A 20955-nucleotide genomic window follows, 5' to 3' on the forward strand; every position below is an offset into this window, starting at 1 on the left:
CCCTTTACTCCTTTCCGGACTCTTGCCCGGGACACTGGCTGACCATGTCCTTCAGCCGCTCGATCAGCCAGCGGCCCGCCGGCCCGGGCGGCGTATCCTTGCGGTGCGCGGCAAGCATCGGGAGCAGATTGCCCTCCGGCCAGCCATCCTCCAGCACCAGTTCGACCAGCCGCCCCTCGGCAAGGTCGGCGTCGATCATCGGGCGGGGCATACTGCCCCAGCCAAGGCCGGCCCGCAGGAATTCATGCTTGGCGCCAAGATCGGCGATGCGCCATGTCCGGGGCGAGAGCACGCCGAATTCCTTGCCGCGCGACAGGTCGGAGCGGTCGGTGAGGACAAGCTGGACATGCCCGGTCAGGTCGGCGCGCGGGATCGGGGCGGGACGCTGCGCCAGGGGATGCGTCGGGGCGGCCACCATCATCAGCGGGATGGACAACAGCCTTTCCTGGACGAAATCCTCAGGCACCAGCGGCAGGGTACCGACCACCGCGAAAGCAGCACGGCCTTCCGCCACCGGCGCAACCACCGCGCCCAGTGCCTCTACCCGGACGCGCAACGGCGTGTGCGGAAAGGTCGCCTCGAAATCCCGCACCGCATGGGCAAAGACATGGATCGGGAACATCACGTCGACCACCACCGACAATTCGGCCTCGAGCCCGCCGGCGAGATCGCGGGCGCGTGCCTTGAAGCTGTCCATCCGCCCGGCTACTTCCCGCGCCTCGGGCAGCAACGCGCTGCCCGCCTCGGTCAGCGCCGGATAGCGCGCGCTGCGGTCGAACAATTGCACGCCGATCTGCCGCTCGAGCGAACCGAGCGTCTGGCTCACGACCGACTGGGCACGGCCGAGCCTGCGACCGGCAGCGGAAAAGCTTCCTTCTTCGGCCGCGGCGAGGAAGGTTCGCAACTGGTCAAGCGATACGGTATCGAGCATCTATCGGAATCCCAGATGGTATCCAGATGAATATATAGGCTACAACGCTATATTGGGAGTCCATATCTGCCCCTTCGCAATCTCATGCGCTTGCGAAGGACATCAACATGAAGCTCCTCCACGTCGATTCAAGCATTCTCGGCCCGGGCTCGGTGAGCCGTCACCTGTCGGCCTCGATCGTCACCCAGCAGCAGGCGCTGCACCCCGGCATCGAAATCGTCCGCCGCGACCTCGCCACCGATCCGGTCGATCACCTGTCCGGTCTCCACCTCGCCGCGGCACAGGGCGCCGTGCCCGAGGCAGAGCCGCTCCAGCGCGATCTCGCCGCCGGTCAGGCAGCGCTCGACGAGTTCCTCGACGCCGATGTGATCGTGGTCGGCGCGCCTATGTATAATTTCGGCATCCCCAGCCAGCTCAAGGCCTGGATCGATCGCCTCGCGGTCGCGGGCAAGACGTTCCGCTATGGCGCGAACGGCGCAGAGGGCCTCGCCGGCGGCAAGACCGTGATCGTCGCCTCGTCGCGCGGCGGCTTCTACGGCGCCGACACCCAGGCGGCGTTCCTCGACCATCAGGAAACCTATCTCCGCGGTGTCTTCGGCTTTTTCGGCATCACCGACATCAGCTTCATCCGCGCCGAGGGCGTGGCGATGGGCGAGTCCGCCCGCCAGCAGGCAATCGACAGCGCCGAGGTCGAGATCCGCAAGCTCGCGGCCTAGGACATCGCGGCACGATCATGCTAGCCCTCGGGAGAGGCACCGTCCCAAGGACGGCGCCGATCCTGGGGGGATGTTTCGATGCGTATCTGGTCGGCCATGATGCTCACGGTACTGCTGTGCGGCTGCGGTTCCGGATCACCCGAGCCGGTCGAGACGCAGGGCCCGGTCCTGACGCCCTCGATCAAGGCCACGCCGGATATCCCGGTCGACAATCTCATTGCCCCGCCCCTCACCACCAATGGCGGCTCGGCCGCGCTGGAGCGCGACGCAAGCAGGATCGAAGGCGTTGCGCATTACCATTGTGCCGGCGGCCTCGACCTCACGGTCGATCACGATCTATCCTGGGACGTGATGCGGTTGACGATCGGCGCCAAGACCTTCGAGCTGACCAAAATGCTGTCGGACGAAGACAATAAATACCGCTCCGACATCGGTCGCGCGCCCGGCAGGAGCCTCATGTGGAAGGCGGTCGGCGATCAGGGCATACTGATCGAGGGCCCGAAGACGGCGCTTTCCGATTCAGCCGAGCAGAAGTCGATCAACTGCCGCCGGACCGGCTGATACCTTCGGGCGCGCGGGCGGCATAATCTGCGGCGGGACATCTTCGGCAAAGCGCAGTTCGGCTGCGGGCCTCTCGGACCTCCAGTGTGAGCCTGTCAGCCAGGCCGAACGCCAGCCGGTCGGTGAGAGGTCGAGCAGGCGAGCGCGATGTCATGGTGAAACCAGCCCTCAACTCGTCGCGAATTACATCCGCTTTGGCGCCATTTTGGTGGCAATCTCTCGGCTTAAGGAAAAAATTAACCAAAAATTAATTAATATGAATTAAGCATTTTCATGTGTGGGCACCCCCTTCTCGCGCCCACGCAGAGCCCCGGCCTCCCCCTTACCCGGCCGGGGCTCTTTCCTCCCCTTTATATCATTACGCGTGAGCCCCTCGCGCCGCGGCGATATTTATGGAATGAATGCCTCTGGCGGCGAACCGCATCGGCTCKGGCACGATGGGTTTCGCCCGGACTGGAGAGCGGCATGACCTTTCGCTTCGACGCCCGGACATCCCAACGCGCTGACCGGCAATGACGCCGGTCGTCATGGGCTTCGGCGTCATCACAATCGCCGTGAGCGGCGCTGCCCTGATGTTGCCGCTCATCAGGAACGCCGTGGCACGATCACAAAAGCGCCGCCGGTCGAAGAAGCGAAAGAACCGCCCGCGTATCCCGCGCCAGCGCATCGACCTGTCCGCGTCGCTGCCCGGCAAGGCCGACCAAGCGACCGAACCGGACTCCACGCCGAACACCGGCTGACGCCTGAACAGCTGGTGTGGAAGCTGCCCACCGCGAGGCATCCGCTCCTGCCAAAGGACACCCTATTCCGGCATGGTGTCGAACACCGTCAGACCCGGCGGCAGGATCGCCCAGCCAGGCCGCTCTCGGTCGAACAGGGCCATGGTCGGGCGGAAGAAGGACGGATCGTCGAGCGATCCTGCGTAGATGGTATGAGACACGTCTTCGCCGACCACCCCGCCGAATACCAGGCTGCCGCACTTCGCACACCGATTGCGCACCGCCTCCCCACCGCGGAAGGCGGGAGATCGTACCTGCACCGTATCCCCACTGAAGGCGAGTGCGCGTGCCGGGAAACCCATGAACGCGACATATCCCGATCCCGATGCCCTGCGGCAATCGGCGCAGCAGCAATAACCGGCATAATCCGGCGCCGCGTCCGCCACGTAACGGACCATACCACACTGGCAACCACCGGTTATGGACGGGGTGTCGGGCATGGCCGCAATGTTATGGGCGGGGGAGATCGAGAGCAAGCCTGGCTCTTCCTGCAAGGCCTCGCACCACCGGACGCGGGCGGGCGATTAGAACCCGAGCGAGAGCTGGTTCGCGTCGTGTACCAGGGCATCGTCGTCGAGTTCTTCAAGAATCGTCCGTGCCAGCTTCTCAGCAGCACGGGCACGCAGGCGCGGATCGCGTACCGCGATTCCCAGGCGTGCCCAGGCAGGGGCCGCCAGAATGACCGGAACGATATCGGCGGGGGCGAGGTCTGGGGCGAATCGGCTCATAGTCGAAAACTAGATCAAAACAGGAACATCGCAAAGCGCCAAAAATGGTTCCATCGCCTGCCCCGCCGGTCCCTGGCGCGATATCGGCCCGTCTTATAGGTGCTGGATCAGGCGACTCCAGGCACAGGCCGCGGATCACTGCTGGTGATCGTCACATCGCGCTCACTGATCGCGATAGCAACCACCGACGAAGCGTCTTCGGGACTGGCACCCGCGAGGTCGATCCGGATCGGCGCATCGCCGAGCCGGATGCGGTTGCACTTGAGCGCCGCGAAGCAGTCGGGCAGCGAGCCATAAAGCGCGCCGCGCGCCATCGGCGCGCCAACCTGATCGATGCACTGCCAGGTCCAGGCGACCGGGGTGCGCACGCCGGGAACCCTGTACGCGCGGAATATCTGATAGAAATGCCTACCCGCCATATTGGCGGTAACATGGGTCTATTCGGATAGTTCCGAAATCGAACCGAAATCAGTTCTTTTTTTCGTTGGCGATCCGGTTCCGTTCGAGGGCGACGACTCCCTGAGCGACCAGATCGGCATGCTCCTTGCCGAAGCGGAGCATGCCCGCCCAGCGTTCGTCCGGGGTCACCACGCCGTCATGATCGGTGTCGTCCAGGTCGAATTGGCGGTCGGCACCCGCCTTTGCCTCGTCCGCAGAGATACGGCCGTCATGGTCGGTGTCATCCTGATCGATCATCGCGAGCAACAGGAGCGGCACCGGCGCCTGGGGATCGGTCGTGTGGGGCGAGCTGCCAACCCGTGCGTTCATGGCGCGCCGAATCTCCTCCTGGGTGACATAGCCGTCGAGATTCTCGTCGAGCTTCTGGTGGATCGCGAGCGCCTGCTCCTCCATCTGCGCGCGGGTGCTGTCATTCTGCCAGAACAGCCGGGCAAGATCGGGCTTTAGCGCGGGAGGCGTGGCGCTTTGAGCGGCTGCGGTGGCGGCCTGGATCAGGATCAGGGCTATTCGCAGCATCTGCATTTCCGGGCCGTTCGATCGATCCGGGGTCGCACCGGCGGCGGGCGCTTTCAAATGAATTGCACGTCATGGTGCTTGGGTCGGCGGTAGGAAAGTACGTGGCGGACCGGCAATCGGCCCAGCGCCTGTTCTTCTCAGCAACGKGAGAAAGTAAAGAACAGGGCGCCGACAAGCTCGGCCCCAACGGAGGATGGGCTTCGTGTCGGGCTTCTTCTTCCCCCCGCCCCGCGTTACACGGTCTGATGCTGCGCGGCCCCACCCCTAAGGACAGCTTCCTCAACCTGCGAAGGAAGAGCCGTACGCCGGTCTGGCTCTCGCTGGTCTGGCGGGTGCTGCTCGCGCTTGGGCTGATCGGTATCGCGCTGTCGGTCCATTGGCTCGACCGGGATGGCCTGCGCGACAATATCGACGGCCATGTCACCTTTCTCGACGTGCTCTATTTCACCATGATCACCATCACCACCGTCGGTTATGGCGATATCGTGCCGGTGACCCCGCAGGCACGGATGTTCGATACCTTCGTGGTCACGCCGGTGCGCCTGTTCGTGTGGCTGATCTTCCTGGGCACTGCCTATGATTTCCTCCTAAAGCGCGTCTGGGAGAAGTGGCGAATGAGCGTTATCCAGCAGCAATTGAGCGGCCACACCGTGGTTGCTGGCTATGGCACCAGCGGCGCCGAGGCGGTGTGCGAACTGATCCGGCGCGGCAAGCCGGCCGATAGCATCGTGGTGATCGACGAGCGCCCGGCGGCGCTGCGCCTCGCCGAGGAATGCGGCGCCGCGGTGATCGAGGGCGACGCCACCCGCAATGCGACGCTGGAGGCAGTCAAGATCGACAAGGCCCGTGCGATCATCATCTCCGCCGGGCGCGACGACACCTCGATCCTGATCGTGCTGACGGCGCGACGGCTGGCGCCCGACGTGCCGATCAGCGTCATCATCCGATCCGAGGATAACGAGGCGCTGGCGAAACAGGCCGGCGCCACCACCGTCATCAACCCGGCGAGCTTCGCCGGGCTGCTGCTTGCCGGGTCGACCCATGGACCGCATATCGCGGATTACATGGCCGATCTCGCCGCAGCGGACGGCCGGGTCGCGTTGCACGAACGGCCGGTGACGGCCGACGAAGTGGGCCGGCCACTGGCGCAGATCGGCACGGGACTTGGCGTGCGAATCTATCGCGGCGACAGCGCCTTCGGCTTTTGGGAGATCGAGGCAGGGCACCTCGAAGCGGGGGATTCCATTCTCGAAGTAGTGCCGCGCCAGCGACAGGAGGGGCCGGAATAATCCTCTTGGAACCCGATTTATACTGGTGCATTGTTCCACGAGGAGAGTGCATTAGTCGGAAGGTCGCAAGATGGGCAAAACAATGCCACCACCCCCGCACGCGTTCGTAAACGAGCGCGACCGTGTTCCCGGCGGGATAGCCTTTCTGGTTCTGGCAGTAATCTCGATTGCGATTTGGGCTGCACTGATCGCCCTTATTTTCTGACACCCGGTGCCGTGACTGGGAGTGTGCTGCTTGCCCTGCCGTCTTGACCCAGATCATTGCGCCACCGTTTCCACGCGCCGATGCTCCGGTGACAAGGAGAGGCGCACATATGGACATTTCGTGGAATGAGGATGCGGTCGCGGCGATGCGTCCGCGCGACTGTGACAGGGCGAGCGGCGACCTGGAGGTCGTGGCACAGGGATCGTTGACCCGCGTGCTCGATACCATCGCCGCGACCTTTGCCGGCGACATCGGGCGGATGCGGATATCCTTTCCCGATCGGCGCAAGCCGCCCTTTCGCTATGAAGGGACCGAGATCGCCGTGTTGCTGGCCGAGCGGGCGCGCGCCGCCGCGCAGACCGGTTCTTCCGCCGGGACGGCTGGGCGATCGCGTCGCGCGCGGTTGTCGAGGGGGTAATCGGGCGCTGTCCGCGTGTTTCTTTTTGGTTTGCGGCGAAGGCCGGGAGAAGCGCAGATATGGACTTGCCGCGAGTCAGGTCTGACGCATGCCGCGGCCTCAGGCAGCCGGCGGTGGCTGGCGCGGGAAGTGTGGGATATCGGGGTCGAGATGCGCATGAGCTGGCGCTTCCTGCGTCCAGATCAGCGCATCGGGCACCGCGATACTCGTATCGTCGAGCGTGCCGGCCCGGACGATGATCAGATGCGGGCGCTCCTCCGCCTCGCTGAAAAGATGCACGCCGCAGCCCGGGCAGAAGAAGCGGTGCATATGGCTGCCGCTGTCGGCAATACCCGCAAGGTCGGTGACCTCGCCCCGGATGGTGAGGGCGTCACGCCTGAAGGCGAGGTTGATGCTGGCATTGCCGGCGGCGATATACTGGCACAGGCGGCACCAGCAGGCGCGCACCACCAGCGGCGCTTCGTTCGCGGTGTAGCGCACTGCCCCGCACAGACACCCGCCCTCGATCGTTGCCACGTGCTGCTCCCCTGATTCAAGGCGCGAAATGGCAGAATAAGCGAGGCGGATAAAGCGGTGAGATAACGGGGCCATGCAGGCCCGAAGGAAAAGTACGGCGACCCGGCTTGTCTTGCCGGCGCCGACCGATCATCTCCCACCCGCGCCAATTCCGGCGGCATCAGGCAGTAGCGTGAGCGAGCGCGAATCCTCTTCCGCTCCATCCCCGGCCAGCACCGGTATGCTGCTGGGCGTCAACGCCTATGTGCCGTAGGATCTGCTGCCGCTGTATCTCCATCTGATCCAGCACGTACCGGCAGGCCAGATCCTGGTGCACCGCATCCTGGTCGATCACGACGATGGCGAGGCCCTTTGCCCCGGTCTTCGCCATGGCGGCATGGGCGCGGGCATCGATTTCCGCGACCATTGGGAGATGGCGCCCGGGGAAGGTTTATTGTGCAATGCAGCAACAATCGGGTCTATGATCCGTTTAACAGGGCGCGAACGAGTCGTTCGCCCTCTGAGGGGATCGATTCATGCGCGCACTTTCGGATACCATTACGCGGCTCGCCGCCGCGCAGACGCGCATGAGCCAGCCTCGACCCGGCGGCATCGACCGGCTGACCGACATGGTCGTGACCGGCGCCAATCCCGGGCAGCTTGCGGCGCGGATCCATATCCCTGAAGGACTCGAATCGGGGGCACCGCTGGTCGTGGTGCTGCACGGCTGCACCCAGACTGCCGCCGGATATGATCATGGATCGGGCTGGTCGACCTTGGCGGACGACCATGGTTTCGCGCTGCTCTATCCCGAGCAACAGCGTGGCAACAACGCCAATCTGTGCTTCAACTGGTTCGAGCCCGGCGACATCCGCCGCGACGGGGGCGAGGCATTGTCGATCAGGTCGATGATCGTGCAGATGATTGCCGAGCATGACATCGACCCGGCGCGGGTGTTCGTGACGGGCCTGTCCGCTGGCGGGGCGATGACGGCGGTGATGCTGGCCACCTGGCCAGAACTGTTCGCCGGCGGGGCGATCATCGCCGGCCTGCCGTACGGCGTGGCCGCAGGTGTGCCCCAGGCGTTCGATCGCATGCGCGGCCATGGCGGCCCGTCGGGGCAGGATCTGGCGGCGCTGGTACGCAAGGCGTCGCGGCACGACGGGCCGTGGCCGACGGTGTCGGTCTGGCATGGCACGGGGGACAGGACCGTGTCGGTGTCGAACATGGACGCCATCGTCGAGCAATGGCGCCTGCTCCACGGCCTCGACGCGGCACCGGCGCAGGTCGGGACGGCGGGCGGGCATGGCACACGCCGCTGGACCGATGCGGGCGGGCAGGTGCTGATCGAGGCGCACAGCATCGCCGGCATGGGCCATGGCACGCCGATCGCGCCAAGCGAGGGATGCGGGGCGGCGATGCCGCACATGCTCGATATAGGGGTCTGTTCGACACGGGCGATCGCCGCCTTTTGGGGCATTGCCGATGCGGGGGCCGGTGTCGCCGCCGATATGCCGATCGACCGCCGCGACGCCGCGCGTTCGGCCAAACCGGCATTGCCGGCAATGGGCGGTGCAGCGGACGTTCCGGGGGTGAAGAAGGTCATTGAGGATGCGCTTCGCGCGGCGGGGCTGATGCGATAGGATTTGTCTCGGTCGTCCGCGCCCGGCGAGGAACGTAGAACGCCGCCATCCGTTATGGTTCAAGGTCTCATGAAAGAGCCCGGCGCGACCGCGAAAGCCTCCGCGCTGTTCCATTAGTGATGGAGAGCAAGATGGGTCTCATTATACTTCTGGTCGTTGGCGGCGTAATCGGATGGATCGCCAGCATGATCATGCGCACCGATGCGCAGCAGGGCGTTTTTCTGAACGTCGTGGTCGGCATCGTCGGTGCGGTTCTCGCCGGCTTCGTCCTCTCGCCCCTGCTCGGCGTGCCGCCAATCACCAGTGGCGGCTACAGCATCGCGACCATCCTGGTGTCGCTACTCGGCGCGGTGGTGCTGCTCGCGATCGTCAACCTGGTCCGCCGCGGGTCGGCCCGCTAACGCTCCGGCATAAGGCTTGAAGGCGGGGCGGCTTCGGTCGCCCCGCTTAGGTTTCAGTCGAGCATCAGCGTGTGGGCAGCGTGCAGTAATAGCAGTACTGACAGCCCGGCCGAGCAGCCGAGGCAGACATAACCTACAGAGACGAGCATCGGTGGATTGGGTCGTTGCAGCTTCTGGTTGCGGCTGGCGCCCGACAGGACGAAGCTGGTCAAAAGGCCATAAGCAAACGCGATCGCACCAAACATGAAATGTCCCGCTTGTGACTGTCGCCGCGGCCCCCGGCCCGGTCGGCGGGGTCCAATCACAAGCGTGCAGGGTTATCAAGCACACGGGGCGTGCGGGTTCGGCGAAACGCGGCAAAGGCACGACGTTACGCGTCCGTAGAATAACGTCATAAGAAAACCAGGCCGGGGGATGCTGTCCGATCCGGCCTGGTTTTACCCCCGACTTAGGTGTGAGCCCGATGCGGTTGGCGGGGTCTATACGTTCCGACCGTGCATCGGTTCCAGCCGGTCGAGCCGATTTGGTCGCAAAATTGTCGCAGCACCCGATTTCCCACTCGTCGCCAACATCCTTGCTGCCACCTACTTCTCTCGAACGGTCAGGCCACATACATGGAAACCGAATAGATTCCGCGGACGGCCGGGCCCCGATCGTCATGGACGAAGAGGCAGGATGTTTCCCGATCTGGGCGCCAACGCGCCGCTCTACCTGTTGCTGGCCGGTGTGCTGATCGCGGCGATGATCGGCCGGCGCGTGCCGCTGGTGCGCACGCTGACCACGATCGCCATCTGGGGCGTGCTGGGTGCGCTGGTGGTAATGCTGGTGCGCGATCGCGGCCGGTTCGATCCCTATCTGAGCAAGGTCGCCGGCATGCTCCAGGCGGACAAGCAGGAAGTGGTGGGCAAGGAAGTGCGGATCCGCATGTCCCGCGACGGCCATTTCTGGGTGCATGCGCGGATCGGCGGGGTCGAGCGACGCATGCTGGTCGATAGTGGCGCGACCGTGACCGCGCTGTCAGCCCAGACCGCGGCCGCGGCCGGCGTCGAGGTGGAGGATACGCCCTTCCCCGTGATGCTGCGGACCGCCAACGGCACGGTCAATGCACAGACCGGCACGATCCGGGAGCTGCGTTTCGGCACCATCGTCGCGCGCGAGCTGGCCGTGGTCGTCTCGCCCGCTTTCGGCGACACCGATGTGATCGGCATGAACTTCCTGTCGCGCCTCAAATCCTGGCGCGTCGAGGGCCAGACCCTGATCCTCGAACCCAATCATCCCCAGCCTCTCAGGCCAGACGCCGCCTGAGCTCCGAACAATCACTTTGGCATCTCCGGGCAATCGCCATAGGAAGGCGCAAAAACAGCCGGACAGGATGCCTTAGATGATCGCTCGCGCCTTTCTCCCCGCCATGATCGCCCTTGCCGGCACAGCCGCGCCGGCCGCCGCATCCGACTACGTCGTGATCCGCAAGGAAATCCTCGTAGACCGCCCGGCCGATGCGGTATGGAAACGGGTCGGCAGCTATTGCGCGATCGCCGAATGGCTGAAGGTGAAGTGCGAGATCGTCGTGGGTAGCGGCACCGGCGATGTCGGCACGATCCGCCGGCTCAACGACACCACGCTCGAACCGATGGTCGGCCGCACCCAGCATTCCTATACCTACAGCCAGATCGCGGGCGGCATGACCGGCTTCGCCTATAACGGCACACTCGCGGTCGAGCCGGTTGGCGCGACCAAGTCGAAGATCACCTACACCCTGATCTACGACGCGGCCCTGATGCCCTCAGACGAGGCCCGCAAAGCTCAGTTCGACCGGGCCAACCCGCGCTTCCAGGGCGCGATCGAGACGATGAAGGCGCTGGCCGAGGCGGAGAAATAGGCGCGTCGCCCGTGCCAACACCGTTCGTGCGGAGCGAACGGCGTAGCCCTTTACGACTCTCTACCCCGCCATCGCCATCCCGCTCGCACCAAACGCCATCCACAGCGCCATCGCGACCATCATCATATTCTCGGTCAGCGACACGAAGCCGAGCGGCACCTTGCTGTCGCCACCGACGCACGCGCATTTGATGTCCCGCCGGTCGATATAGACCGCCTTGAACACCGACACCGCGCCGATGCCACCGATGAACAGGGCGATCGACACCGAAAGCCAGGTCAGCGCTCCCGACACCATCAGCACGCCGGCCAGGCCCTCGGCATAAGGATAGACCGTCCCATACGGCACCCAACGCTTCGCCAGCAGGTCGTAATTCAGAAACATCGCCGAGAAGCGCTCGACATCCTGCAGCTTGAGCAAGGCGAGCACGCACATGCTGAAGGCGATGAACCATTCGCCCGCGCGGATCGTGAAGGGACTGCCGAACACCGCATAGCTAGCGGCCAGCGCCATCAGCGCCGTCATCGCGAACAGCACCGCGACCGGGCGATAGCTGGTGGCGCCGGGCTCCTGCACCGTTTTGCCGAAGAAGCGGCGCAGATCGTCATACCCGCCGATCCGCGTGCCATCGATGAAGGTCTGCGGTGTCGTCTTGACGCCCTGCGCGGCCTTGAACGCGTCGGTTTCCTCACGTGTGCGCAGCCAGCGATCCTCCACCTCATAGCCCCGTCGGCGCAGCAGGTCCTTCGCCTTGAGCCCCCAGGGACAGACATGGTCCGGCATGACCATGCGATAGAGAATGGCCTTTGGGGCCCGGCGGGTCGTCATCACGGTCTCCAGCTTGTCAGCAATCGAACCCGGCCCATATGGGGTCCGGACCATGGTACGGAGTCAAGCGGTGCCTGACATGACGATCGCAGTGTTGGCGCGCGAGGGCGGCGTCGGTGTCGAAACGGTACGCTATTACCAGCGCCGCGGCCTGATCGAGGAGCCACCACGCAGTGGCGGCTCAGGCCTGGCCGGCGGCATCCGCCGTTATGGGGCCGATCATGTGCGACGGCTGCGCTTCATCCGCTCAGCCCAGGGCGCCGGTTTCACGCTAGACGAAATCGCCGAACTGCTGGCGCTCGACGCCACCGAAGACCGCGCCCAGGCACGCCACTTGGCGACCGAAAGGCTCGCTGCGCTGGACGACAAGATCGCCGAACTCGAATTGGCTCGCGATGCGCTCAGGCGGCTGGCGCATGCCTGCGACACCAGCGTGCACGGCCCCTGCCCGATCCTCGACGCGTTCGACCGGGGTTAGGAAGCGAGTTCTATCATGCGCGCCGGCATGTGGCGGCACGGCCCCAGATAGCCGCGCGGCAGAGTGCACAGGGTCTCGCCCTGGCCGGAGCCGGCGGCGCGGAGGCGGGTCGAACCCGGGCGCAATCTTAAGGCCGCGCGGGGGCGGCTGCCACGACCGACAACATCCGGCTCAGTGGTGAGCCGTCAGAACGGCGAAGCACCGATATATTTCAACAATCCCAGCACCGCGATCAACACCGCAACGGCCAGGATGATGTTGGCGATATTGACGCTGCTCTTGGCGACCACGACCTTCTCGTCGCTGTTGATCTCGGCCATGACTTTACTCCCATGAAGTCTCTCCTTTCGGAGCGAACTATCGACCCAACGCGTCACCCGACACGCCGTTCCTGGAGCAGGTGCAGCTATTGGGAGTCCGTATCGGCATCCATGATGCGGCGCACATGCACATCGGGCAGTGGAAACTGGAACTCGACCCCGAACCGCTGCTCCCGCGCCCAGACGATCCGCGCGGTCAGCGTGAAGTCGCAGCACCGCAGCGCCAGATAGGAGCCGACCGGCAGCGTGTCGGCGCAGTAAATCCGCGCCCCGCGGGAGGATACGTCGAGGACATGAGCCCGCCGCCTCGCGCCGCAGCAGTCGATCGAAGCTGGTTGGAACGTCTTGAACCGTGGCGCCAGGCGCGCGTGAGTCCCGTCCTTTTCCTTGATGGATTGCGCCATATGCCCTCGTCGATTCGTGCACCTTTGCCGTGTTCCGCCGACAAGGTCGCGAAGAAAGAATCCCTAACGTCCCGGCAACGTCGATTAGCGGAGCGATCCCGACCGCAGCGCTCCAGGCTCTCAGCTTGACTCACTCATAACCTGCTGGCTATGCATCAGACTCATAGCCAACGAGTTATCGATAGCCATGCAGACTGCCCCGGACATGCTCTTCCGCACGCTCGCCGATCCGACGCGGCGCGCCATCTTCGAGCGGCTGTGCCGCGACGGGGAGCAGACGGTCGGCGCCCTGACAGCACGCGCAGGGGTCTCTCAACCGGCCGTGTCGAAGCATCTAGGGGTGCTGAAGCAGACCGGTCTGGTGCGCGACCGGCCCGATGGCCGCCAGACGCATTACAGCGCGCAGCCCGGTGCGCTCGCCCCGCTGACCGCCTGGACGAGCGAGATGGCCAGCTTCTGGCAAAACCGGTTCGACGCGCTCGAGGATTTGCTCAAAAGGATGGACCACTGACCGATACCGCGACCGAAACGCGCACCGTCACCGTCGAACGCGAGATCGCGTATCCGCCAGAAAAGATCTGGCGCGCACTCACCCAACCGCACCTCATCGAGGAGTGGCTAATGAAGAACGACTTCAAGCCCGAGGTGGATCATCGCTTTCATCTCAGCGCCGACTGGGGTGGCGTCGACTGCCAAGTGCTGACGATCGAGCCGCACAGGCTTCTGTCCTATCGCTGGGACGGCCTCGGCCTCGAAAGCGTCGTCACCTGGACACTCACCGCCACCGAGGCGGGCACGCACCTGCGCATGGAGCAGACCGGTTTCCGCGCCGATCAGCAACAGGCCTATTTTGGCGCGAAGGCCGGCTGGCCACGCTTCATCCGCAGTTTCGAACAGCTTCTCGCGCGGCTCGACTGAGGCGCCCTCTGCACGAAGGAGGCCAATTCATGTGGAACAAATGGATCAGGCAGACGCATCGCTGGCTGTCGATCGTCTTCACGGCAACCGCCATCGCCAATTTCGCCGCGATGGCGATCGGCACGCCGCCGCCATGGATCGTGTATTCGCCGCTGCTCCCACTTTTTCTGCTTCTGTTCAGCGGCCTCTACATGTTCATACTACCCTATACGGTCAGAGCACGGGGAAAGGCATGACAGTCGCCAAGGAAAGCGGAGACACGCCCACGCAATTGATCGATGCACGGATCAGGGAGCTCGGCGACTGGCGGGGCGAGATGCTGGCGCGGCTCCGTGCGCTCATCCGTCAGGCCGAACCCGAGGCGGTCGAGGAATGGAAATGGCGCGGCGTGCCGGTCTGGTACCGGAACGGCATGATCTGCACTGGCGAAACCTATAAGACCATTGTGAAGATGACCTTCGCCAAGGGCGCCGCACTGGAAGACCCGGCCGGCCTGTTCAATTCGAGTCTGGACGGCAATGTCAGGCGCGCCATCGATTTCCATGAAGGCGACGAGATCGACGATGACGCGCTGAAGGTGCTGATCCGTGCCGCCGTGGCGCTGAACGGGAAGGGCGGCAGCGACGTCAAAAAGGCCTGATCGTCCACGCAGGCGTGCCCGATGGCGCGTCAACCATGTCCCATTCGGCGGCGCTATCTTGCGAATCCCATCACTTATCCGACATTCCTGATATTGCGGCACGGTACGTGCCGCTTTATGGCCCGCGCCCTGATCCTTCGGTGCGCCGCCACCGGAACGATCCTGGGAAGTTCAGGGAGTCGGGATTGCTCGATAGGTTGAAGGCGACTGTGCTCAAACGCCTGAGGTGTGTGTCCGACCGGCATCGGCCGGAGCGGTACGGGGCACGCGAAGTCGATGGTGTGTGGCAGTCGCATTGCCTGGATTGCCAGCGGATGATCTACCGCAAGGACGATGTCTGGCGCAGCCTCCGCAAGGATAACCCCGCCAAGCACAGGCGACGCTAGCCGAGCCTCGCGATAGCCTACCGCCTGACCCCGAACCGGTAGATCGTCGTCGATCGAAAGGTTTCCCCCGGCCGAAGCACCGTCGATGGAAAAGCCGGCTGGTTCGGGCTGTCGGGATAATGCTGCGTCTCCAGCGCGAAACCCGCCCCCTGGCGCAGCATGCGGCCGTCTCGCGCGCGCTGTTTCCCGTTGAAATGATTGGCAGTATAGAATTGCACGCCCGGCTGGGTCGTGCGCATCTCCAGGGTGCGGCCGCTTGCCGGATCCCAGGCGCGCGCGCCGACCGGGATCGCGTCGCCCGCCGGCTTGGAAAGTACGAAATTATGGTCGAAGCCATTGCCCAGCACGATCTGCGGGTCGTTCGAGGCGGCGCGCTCACCGATCCGGGTCAACTTGCGCAGGTCGAGCGGCGTGCCGGCGACCGACCTGATCTCGCCGATCGCATTACGCTTCTCGTCGATTACGGTGAAGCTGTCGGCGACGATCTGGATCTGCTGGTCGTCGACGCTGCCCACCCGGTCTCCGCCCAGATTGAAATAGCTGTGATTGGTCAGGTTCACGACGGTCGGCTTCGTCGTTGTCGCTACATAGTCGATACGCACCGCATCATCCTCGCCGAGCGTATAGCTTACCGCCACATCCATAGCGCCGGGAAAGCCATTTTCACCATCGGCGCTGTGGTACCGCAAGGTGATGCTGCGGCACTCGGCCGTGCCGCACGGCTCCGCCTGCCACACCTTCGACGAGAAACCCTTGCGCCCCCCATGCGAGACGATCGCGGTCGGATCGGGCGACAAGGGATACCGCACACCATCAATCGAGAAGCCGCCATGCGAGATGCGGTTGGCATAGCGCCCGATCACCGCGCCGACCGTCGGCGTCGCTTCGTAAGCGCCGACATCGGGTAGTGAGATCACCACATTGGCGATATGCCCCGCCCGGTCGGGCACGCTGATCTCGTCGATCGCCGCACCCAGGGTCAGCACGCCGAGTCGCGAACCATGCCCGTTACGCAGAACGTATCGATCGACCGCCTGTCCCTCGCTGGTCGTGCCGAACACGCTCCGCTCGGGCGCGGCCGATGCGGGCGTCGCGACAAGCGGTGCGACAAGCACGATGAGCAGGTGCGTCGGTCGGATCATCTGGCCTCTCCGGTTTTCGCCCTTCTTACCGGCTGGGAGGCCGCTCACCAATCGACTTGGCGACCCCTTGCGCACCGGTCCTACCATGTGCGTTCGGGCTTGCAGCTGACGATGTTCCTGGACGTCGGCCAACTCTTCAATGCCAACGGGTTTGTGCACCGGCCGCTGGCCACACCGGCACCTCGGCCGCATCCAGCGCTTGCCAGCTCCGTTCCATTTTTTGCACTACCGCAAATGGCCGAAACGGTTTAAAAATAAGAGCATTCTTGGCGCCTTAAATTTCCACTTACCGTAAATATTCACATTCCCTCAACGAGGAACCACCGAGTGAGGCACTAAGCGGCGAGGCACAAAGTGCACTGGCCATCATTTCTTTCGAGGGATCGTTGAAATGGCTAAACTTCTATGGCCTAAACTTGCCTCACCTCGATATTGGCAAAGATCGACGAGAAGAATATTTCTAATATTCATACCCGTTTCTTTGCCGTTATGGCTGACAGCGTTACTATTGAAAGGTACAATCGTAGCACTCGGCCACTTCATTTATTTCCTCGGCAAGCTCTGGAACGATCCGCCCAAATATCGCGTACGCTATTATGCGGAAAGAACCGCGCGCGCGCCCACCAAAGACGCCAAGGTAACGATCAAGCGTGGCTCTGGAGAGCGGTATTTCGAGGCGTGACGGCCGAGGTTGGTCGGCGACGCCCGTCGGGACGTGCACTGCGAATCCCAGTGTTCGGTGGCCACCGGAATTCCAGAATTCGCAGGCATGCAACGATCATCGAGCTTGCTTAGGAAGTCGGCCCGAAAGATCGCCATCGCGGCCCTCGGTCCGACCTTACCACCGTAAAACGGGCGACCCCGAACTCGGTTGGTTGACCACCATAGAATCTCATTCGGGCAATTCGTAAACTAGGTGTTTACCCTTATCCTTGCCGAGTCGAGGCCTGCCAAAGCCCGTAGAATCACTGTACTTGCCTTTGCGATGACCAATGCGGGACGACGTTAACTATCTTCGAGTCGTTTCACTGAAATACATTCGCCAGGCCTCCCCCGGCTACCGTCCCACTGGCACCAGCCGCAGCTTCCGCCGCCCCTGCACCTCGACGACATACAGCACCGCCCTTGCTGTCGGTCGCGATCGGGTGCGGGCCGGTGAATTCGCCCATGCTCGCGCCGCGCCGGCCGATCTGGTAGATCAGCTTCCCGTCATTGGTGAATTCGAGCAGCATGTCGTCGCCCGCCCCCGGATCGGTCCGGGAATTGCCCGCGATCCAAACCCGCCCGCTTTTGTCGACCGCAATGCTGTGCTCGATCGCCGGCCACTCCCACGCGGTCGAAGGGCGGCCAAAGCCGCGCACATAGGTGCCCGTCCGGTCGAACAGCATCGCCGCCGGCGCCGCGTTCGGCTGGTCTTCCTCGGACGGGCTTCGCGGCCGGTGCAGCACCCATAGCTGGTTCTCCGAATCCACCGTGACCGCGGTGATCTCGCCCAGCGTCGTCGTGGGCACGATCCACCAACGCCGCATGTATCTCTCCCCCGCCGCTTTCAGGCTTTGGAAGGGCTATGGGCAGGCCAGCAGGCGTGACGAGGCCACACATAAGAAGCCGCCCGGCCATCGCTGGCCGGGCGGCAGGGAGTCAACGCGTGCAGCGTCGATACCGGGTCAGATCAGGTATTAGCGGTGGTACCCACCGCCATAGCCGCCGCGACCATGGCCGCCACCGCCGTAGCCGCCACGACCGTAACCGCCGCCATAGCCACCACGGTAGCCGCGGTAACCGCGATCATAACCGCGATAGACGCGGCGGTCGTAATAGACGCGCGGCGGGGCGCGATAATAGCCGTCATCATAATAGCTCGGACCATAATAGGCAGGAGCATAAGCCGGGCCGTAATAGCCGCCATCATAATAGCCATCATCGTAATAATAGCGGTCGCGATTGGCGCTCGACGCCAGGGCCGCACCAACTGCCAGGCCCGCTACACCGGCCACGATCGCGGTCCCGGTATTGTCATGGCCACGATATCCGCCGCGATAGCGCTGGGCTTCGGCAGGGGCGGCGACGGTCAGGGCGGTGGCGCTCAGTGCGAGCGCAAAACCCGCCTTGGCAAACAGGGATTTCATCGGTTCACTCCTCGGGGCGGCGCGATGAGAACGTCCGGAATGAACGTCGGCCCGTGCCGGCTCTTAACTTATATAGGTATGTCCAACTGAATGTGCACGGAACGCGGCTTGCAGCACGCGTTCATCTGTTCCGGATACAGGATCATTTGCACCACGCATCATGCGGGGGACGGTCAGCCGCTCCCATCGGTCCTTTGGCACACATGGGCATTTCTGTTTCTGATCTACAGCGACTCGGCAATTTGCATCCCACCTCTGGGGCGCTCATGCCCAACGGAATGATGCGCCGCCTGGATACGGACCGCGGATATATTATGCAAATTCGAAGAGATGCCGAAAATATTGCAAGTCTATATGTTTCCATAAGACTGGCCACACCACTAGGTTCATCATGAAACCAAATAGAAACAGGCCTCAGTAAAGGCTCGGAGTCCCAAAACGGGTAAGCGCGTCGTTGCAACCTCTTCCAAATGGCTCCATCATCGACGATGAAAGGTCATGTTTATGCGTATCCAGTTCTCGTACCGGCAGGGCCGGCACCATTCTCCGTCTAAGGCAGCCGTGTCATGAGCGGCACCGATCGCAAGGCCGCCTCCGGCCGCGCCGCCGACGAGCAGGATCTCGCCGCCCTGATCAGGGCAGCCCTCACCAAGGCTGACGAGATGGGGCTCATCGCCGTCGGGCTGAGACTCGACCAGGCACTGATCGATCTGACCGGCGAAGGCTCCGCGCCCGACATGGACGCCTCGGTGCTCGACGACCTAGCCCCACCGGCGGGATTCCACACCGCGATCGGCGACGACGGCGGCGAAACCGCCTATCTGGCCTGATCGGGCCAGGTAGGCGGATCCTACTCCGTCTCGTCGTCGGGGGCATCGGGATAATATCGGTCGTTAGCCACTCGGCCGCGTCAGGGCCCGCTCGGTTCGGCCGGCAAGACTGACGCCCAGCCCTAGCGGTTACCCCCGATCAGGTCGCCAAGCCCGCCAAGCACCGATCCCTCGCCCCGGTTCTGGCCGCCGCGGCTGCCCGCTGCCGCCAGCATGCGTCCGGCCAGGCGCGAGAAGGGTAGCGACTGGATCCACACATGGCCCGGCCCGGTCAGCCGCGCGAAGAACAGTCCCTCGCCGCCGAACAGCGCGCTGCGCACCCCGCCCGCTGCAACCAGGTCGAAATCGACGCCCTGGGTATAGGCGGCAAGGCAGCCGGTATCGACATGGAGTTGCTCGCCGGCCGCGAGCTGGCGCTCGACCACGGTGCCACCCATCTGGACGAACACCCAGCCGTCCCCCTCGAGCTTCTGCATAATGAAGCCCTCGCCGCCGAACAGGCCGGTCATCATCCGCCGCTGGAATTCGATGCCGATCGACACGCCCTTGGCCGCCGCGAGGAAACTGTCCTTCTGGCAGATCAGCCGCCCGCCATAATCGGCCAGCTTCAGCGGCAGGATCGCACCCGGCGTCGGCGACGCGAAGGCGACGCGCGCTTTGCCCGAGCCGTTGTGGGTAAAGACGGTGGTGAACAGGCTCTCGCCCGTGACGAGCCGCTTGCCCGCACCGAGCAGCTTGCCCATGAAGCCCCCGCCCGCATCGCCGCTGCCGTCGCCGAACACCGTGGTCATGCCCACCGACGCGTCCTTCCACACCAGCGCCCCCGCCTCGGCCACCGCGCTTTCGCCCGGATCCAGCTCGATCTCGAGAAACTGGAGCTCTTGCCCCTTGATCTCGAAATCTATGTCGTCGGCAATGCCGGCGCTGCGGTGATGCGCCCAGGGGCTGGGGTTGGTCATGATGGGGACTCCCGATTGTTCGGGCGGAACGTAGCCGGGAAGCCCGCTGATTCGCCACCGGAACCCAAAGCCTGAGCCTGAGCCTGCCCGTAGGCATCGAAGGAAACGATGGTCGCCTCCGACGCATGACAAATCCTAAAGCTGGCCCAGTTCTTCCCGCTCTCGGTCGATATCGGGGCCGACCTCTCGCACAGACAGCACGTCGAATGAAGGCACCCGACCGGGCTCGTCGCTTGCCTTGCGCACGACGGCGACCAGCCTCGGCTCACCGCTCAACAACAGAGTCGCCGTTCCTTCCTCCGCGCCACCGAAGATCATGTACCGTCCGGCCCGGATCGCCTCTTCGGCACCCGTCCGTAGTCCGGACGAGACGCCCGGGCGGAAGGCTACCATGGCGGCCGCCTTCCGCTTAAAAACCTGCATCACAGCAACCCCCGTGGAGCTTCTACTCCTGCTTTCTGATATAGGGCCCCGCCAGTACTCTACGCAAACCGGGAAACGCCCGAATGGGAATTAAATCGGTCATGGTCCGGATAAGGCGCGATGCAGCCCGCGAGGCCAGCCACTCTCCATCGATGATCAGCGCTGCCGCTTGTAACGATCTAAAATTCCGGCCTAGCGAGCCACGCGGCGAGATGGCGTCTCGTCGTCCCATCCCATCCGGCGGATCGCCATTGGCGGGCGGCTATACTCACGCTGGCCATGCAGGTCGTCGGCATCGGTGCCAATAGGTCCAGGTCGGACTCTATTCACGGCGATGCCGCGCTGTTTGAGGGTCGCGACCGACCTCGCCCCTATGCGGCAATACCGCCAGCGCCATGACGAACGCGGCACGGTCCGATGGCCCCCAGCGTCATGGTCAACCGATCAGAAGCAAGTCAACGATACCGAATCTACTGAC

32 protein-coding genes are annotated in these 20955 nt (G+C 64.0%); 16 read left to right on the forward strand and 16 right to left on the reverse strand.

The annotated features are described in order from the left end of the window. Positions 1-4 precede the first annotated feature (4 nt). Entirely contained in the window at positions 5-931 is a 927-nt protein-coding gene (locus tag AC1DT7_RS13135; protein ID WP_478036430.1) for a LysR family transcriptional regulator, read from the reverse strand. A 107-nt stretch (positions 932-1038) separates the two neighbouring features. Here AC1DT7_RS13135 and AC1DT7_RS13140 point away from each other — a divergent pair, with 107 nt between their 5' ends. From AC1DT7_RS13140 to AC1DT7_RS13150, 3 genes are all read left to right on the forward strand, one after another. Beyond that, positions 1039-1647 (forward strand): FMN-dependent NADH-azoreductase, encoded by a 609-nt coding sequence (locus AC1DT7_RS13140; protein WP_478036431.1) that lies wholly within the window; start codon positions 1039-1041, stop codon positions 1645-1647. A gap of 78 nt (positions 1648-1725) precedes the next feature. Further along, entirely contained in the window at positions 1726-2208 is a 483-nt protein-coding gene (locus AC1DT7_RS13145; protein WP_478036433.1) for a hypothetical protein, read from the forward strand. A gap of 512 nt (positions 2209-2720) precedes the next feature. Next, entirely contained in the window at positions 2721-2948 is a 228-nt protein-coding gene (locus tag AC1DT7_RS13150; protein WP_478036435.1) for a hypothetical protein, read from the forward strand. A 62-nt stretch (positions 2949-3010) separates the two neighbouring features. On the opposite strand, the gene AC1DT7_RS13155 is transcribed toward AC1DT7_RS13150, so the two are convergent. The 4 genes from AC1DT7_RS13155 to AC1DT7_RS13170 form a co-directional block, all read right to left on the reverse strand. After that, entirely contained in the window at positions 3011-3427 is a 417-nt protein-coding gene (locus AC1DT7_RS13155; protein WP_478036562.1) for a GFA family protein, read from the reverse strand. An 84-nt stretch (positions 3428-3511) separates the two neighbouring features. After that, positions 3512-3715: a DUF6771 family protein gene (locus AC1DT7_RS13160; protein WP_478036437.1), complete on the reverse strand. Its 204-nt coding sequence runs from the start codon at positions 3713-3715 to the stop codon at positions 3512-3514. 107 nt (positions 3716-3822) lie between these two features. After that, positions 3823-4083, reverse strand: coding sequence for a hypothetical protein (locus tag AC1DT7_RS13165; protein WP_478036438.1), 261 nt, complete (start codon positions 4081-4083; stop codon positions 3823-3825). 100 nt (positions 4084-4183) lie between these two features. Next, the gene (locus AC1DT7_RS13170; protein ID WP_478036439.1) at positions 4184-4690 is read right to left on the reverse strand and encodes an EF-hand domain-containing protein; all 507 of its coding nucleotides are present in this window, start codon (positions 4688-4690) and stop codon (positions 4184-4186) included. A gap of 245 nt (positions 4691-4935) precedes the next feature. Between AC1DT7_RS13170 and AC1DT7_RS13175 the strand changes: the two genes are divergently transcribed. Together AC1DT7_RS13175 and AC1DT7_RS13180 are read left to right on the forward strand one after the other, a co-directional pair. Continuing rightward, positions 4936-5979 carry a potassium channel family protein gene (locus tag AC1DT7_RS13175; RefSeq protein ID WP_478036441.1) on the forward strand — a complete coding sequence of 348 codons (1044 nt, stop codon included), beginning with the start codon at positions 4936-4938 and terminating at the stop codon, positions 5977-5979. A 314-nt stretch (positions 5980-6293) separates the two neighbouring features. After that, positions 6294-6602 (forward strand): hypothetical protein, encoded by a 309-nt coding sequence (locus tag AC1DT7_RS13180; protein WP_478036443.1) that lies wholly within the window; start codon positions 6294-6296, stop codon positions 6600-6602. A gap of 99 nt (positions 6603-6701) precedes the next feature. Here the strand turns inward: AC1DT7_RS13180 and AC1DT7_RS13185 are convergent, their stop codons facing one another. Then, entirely contained in the window at positions 6702-7118 is a 417-nt protein-coding gene (locus AC1DT7_RS13185; protein ID WP_478036444.1) for a GFA family protein, read from the reverse strand. A gap of 160 nt (positions 7119-7278) precedes the next feature. After that, on the reverse strand, positions 7279-7524 hold the full coding sequence (locus AC1DT7_RS13190; protein WP_478036446.1) for a hypothetical protein: 246 nt from the start codon (positions 7522-7524) through the stop codon (positions 7279-7281). 109 nt (positions 7525-7633) lie between these two features. Between AC1DT7_RS13190 and AC1DT7_RS13195 the strand changes: the two genes are divergently transcribed. Both AC1DT7_RS13195 and AC1DT7_RS13200 read left to right on the forward strand, forming a co-directional pair. Then, the gene (locus AC1DT7_RS13195) at positions 7634-8740 is read left to right on the forward strand and encodes an extracellular catalytic domain type 1 short-chain-length polyhydroxyalkanoate depolymerase (protein ID WP_478036447.1); all 1107 of its coding nucleotides are present in this window, start codon (positions 7634-7636) and stop codon (positions 8738-8740) included. Positions 8741-8871: 131 nt separating this feature from the next. Continuing rightward, complete coding sequence (locus tag AC1DT7_RS13200; protein WP_478036449.1) at positions 8872-9141, forward strand: GlsB/YeaQ/YmgE family stress response membrane protein; 270 nt, start codon at positions 8872-8874, stop codon at positions 9139-9141. A gap of 53 nt (positions 9142-9194) precedes the next feature. Here AC1DT7_RS13200 and AC1DT7_RS13205 read toward each other — a convergent pair whose 3' ends face one another. Then, positions 9195-9386 (reverse strand): hypothetical protein, encoded by a 192-nt coding sequence (locus tag AC1DT7_RS13205; RefSeq protein WP_478036450.1) that lies wholly within the window; start codon positions 9384-9386, stop codon positions 9195-9197. 430 nt (positions 9387-9816) lie between these two features. On the opposite strand from AC1DT7_RS13205, the gene AC1DT7_RS13210 reads away from it, so the two are divergent. Continuing rightward, positions 9817-10446: a retropepsin-like aspartic protease family protein gene (locus tag AC1DT7_RS13210; RefSeq protein WP_478036451.1), complete on the forward strand. Its 630-nt coding sequence runs from the start codon at positions 9817-9819 to the stop codon at positions 10444-10446. A gap of 76 nt (positions 10447-10522) precedes the next feature. Beyond that, positions 10523-11020 carry an SRPBCC family protein gene (locus tag AC1DT7_RS13215; RefSeq protein ID WP_478036453.1) on the forward strand — a complete coding sequence of 166 codons (498 nt, stop codon included), beginning with the start codon at positions 10523-10525 and terminating at the stop codon, positions 11018-11020. A gap of 60 nt (positions 11021-11080) precedes the next feature. On the opposite strand, the gene AC1DT7_RS13220 is transcribed toward AC1DT7_RS13215, so the two are convergent. Continuing rightward, positions 11081-11848, reverse strand: a complete 768-nt coding sequence (locus AC1DT7_RS13220) for a MauE/DoxX family redox-associated membrane protein (protein WP_478036455.1) — start codon at positions 11846-11848, stop codon at positions 11081-11083. Between the two features lie 79 nt (positions 11849-11927). Here AC1DT7_RS13220 and AC1DT7_RS13225 point away from each other — a divergent pair, with 79 nt between their 5' ends. After that, a complete protein-coding gene (locus tag AC1DT7_RS13225) occupies positions 11928-12326 on the forward strand; it encodes a MerR family transcriptional regulator (RefSeq protein WP_478036564.1) in 399 nt (132 codons plus the stop codon). A gap of 185 nt (positions 12327-12511) precedes the next feature. Here AC1DT7_RS13225 and AC1DT7_RS13230 read toward each other — a convergent pair whose 3' ends face one another. After that, complete coding sequence (locus tag AC1DT7_RS13230; RefSeq protein WP_478036456.1) at positions 12512-12646, reverse strand: hypothetical protein; 135 nt, start codon at positions 12644-12646, stop codon at positions 12512-12514. Between the two features lie 86 nt (positions 12647-12732). Beyond that, positions 12733-13050 carry a PilZ domain-containing protein gene (locus AC1DT7_RS13235; RefSeq protein WP_478036458.1) on the reverse strand — a complete coding sequence of 106 codons (318 nt, stop codon included), beginning with the start codon at positions 13048-13050 and terminating at the stop codon, positions 12733-12735. 187 nt (positions 13051-13237) lie between these two features. Between AC1DT7_RS13235 and AC1DT7_RS13240 the strand changes: the two genes are divergently transcribed. From AC1DT7_RS13240 to AC1DT7_RS13255, 4 genes are read left to right on the forward strand one after another with little or no spacing between them, the layout of a single operon-like run. Then, entirely contained in the window at positions 13238-13561 is a 324-nt protein-coding gene (locus AC1DT7_RS13240; protein WP_478036459.1) for an ArsR/SmtB family transcription factor, read from the forward strand. Further along, positions 13558-13968 (forward strand): SRPBCC family protein, encoded by a 411-nt coding sequence (locus AC1DT7_RS13245; RefSeq protein WP_478036566.1) that lies wholly within the window; start codon positions 13558-13560, stop codon positions 13966-13968. The genes AC1DT7_RS13240 and AC1DT7_RS13245 overlap by 4 nt, the downstream gene beginning before the upstream one ends. A 29-nt stretch (positions 13969-13997) precedes the next feature. Next, entirely contained in the window at positions 13998-14204 is a 207-nt protein-coding gene (locus AC1DT7_RS13250; RefSeq protein ID WP_478036461.1) for a hypothetical protein, read from the forward strand. Next, positions 14201-14608, forward strand: coding sequence for a DUF1801 domain-containing protein (locus tag AC1DT7_RS13255; RefSeq protein ID WP_478036462.1), 408 nt, complete (start codon positions 14201-14203; stop codon positions 14606-14608). Before AC1DT7_RS13250 ends, AC1DT7_RS13255 begins: the two co-directional genes overlap by 4 nt. A gap of 403 nt (positions 14609-15011) precedes the next feature. On the opposite strand, the gene AC1DT7_RS13260 is transcribed toward AC1DT7_RS13255, so the two are convergent. Then, the gene (locus tag AC1DT7_RS13260) at positions 15012-16136 is read right to left on the reverse strand and encodes an aldose epimerase family protein (RefSeq protein ID WP_478036464.1); all 1125 of its coding nucleotides are present in this window, start codon (positions 16134-16136) and stop codon (positions 15012-15014) included. A 508-nt stretch (positions 16137-16644) separates the two neighbouring features. Here AC1DT7_RS13260 and AC1DT7_RS13265 point away from each other — a divergent pair. Continuing rightward, positions 16645-16818 carry a hypothetical protein gene (locus AC1DT7_RS13265; RefSeq protein ID WP_478036465.1) on the forward strand — a complete coding sequence of 58 codons (174 nt, stop codon included), beginning with the start codon at positions 16645-16647 and terminating at the stop codon, positions 16816-16818. A gap of 343 nt (positions 16819-17161) precedes the next feature. Here AC1DT7_RS13265 and AC1DT7_RS13270 read toward each other — a convergent pair whose 3' ends face one another. Beyond that, positions 17162-17665 (reverse strand): NHL repeat-containing protein, encoded by a 504-nt coding sequence (locus AC1DT7_RS13270; protein WP_478036467.1) that lies wholly within the window; start codon positions 17663-17665, stop codon positions 17162-17164. Between the two features lie 150 nt (positions 17666-17815). Beyond that, positions 17816-18265 (reverse strand): hypothetical protein, encoded by a 450-nt coding sequence (locus AC1DT7_RS13275; protein ID WP_478036468.1) that lies wholly within the window; start codon positions 18263-18265, stop codon positions 17816-17818. Positions 18266-18831: 566 nt separating this feature from the next. On the opposite strand from AC1DT7_RS13275, the gene AC1DT7_RS13280 reads away from it, so the two are divergent. Next, positions 18832-19095, forward strand: coding sequence for a hypothetical protein (locus AC1DT7_RS13280; protein ID WP_478036469.1), 264 nt, complete (start codon positions 18832-18834; stop codon positions 19093-19095). 122 nt (positions 19096-19217) lie between these two features. Here the strand turns inward: AC1DT7_RS13280 and AC1DT7_RS13285 are convergent, their stop codons facing one another. Together AC1DT7_RS13285 and AC1DT7_RS13290 are read right to left on the reverse strand one after the other, a co-directional pair. Then, positions 19218-20054, reverse strand: a complete 837-nt coding sequence (locus AC1DT7_RS13285; RefSeq protein ID WP_478036471.1) for a TIGR00266 family protein — start codon at positions 20052-20054, stop codon at positions 19218-19220. A gap of 135 nt (positions 20055-20189) precedes the next feature. Then, entirely contained in the window at positions 20190-20447 is a 258-nt protein-coding gene (locus tag AC1DT7_RS13290; RefSeq protein WP_478036472.1) for a hypothetical protein, read from the reverse strand. Positions 20448-20955 lie beyond the last annotated feature (508 nt).

Source organism: Sphingomonas sp. P3_C6 (genome assembly GCF_056402595.1).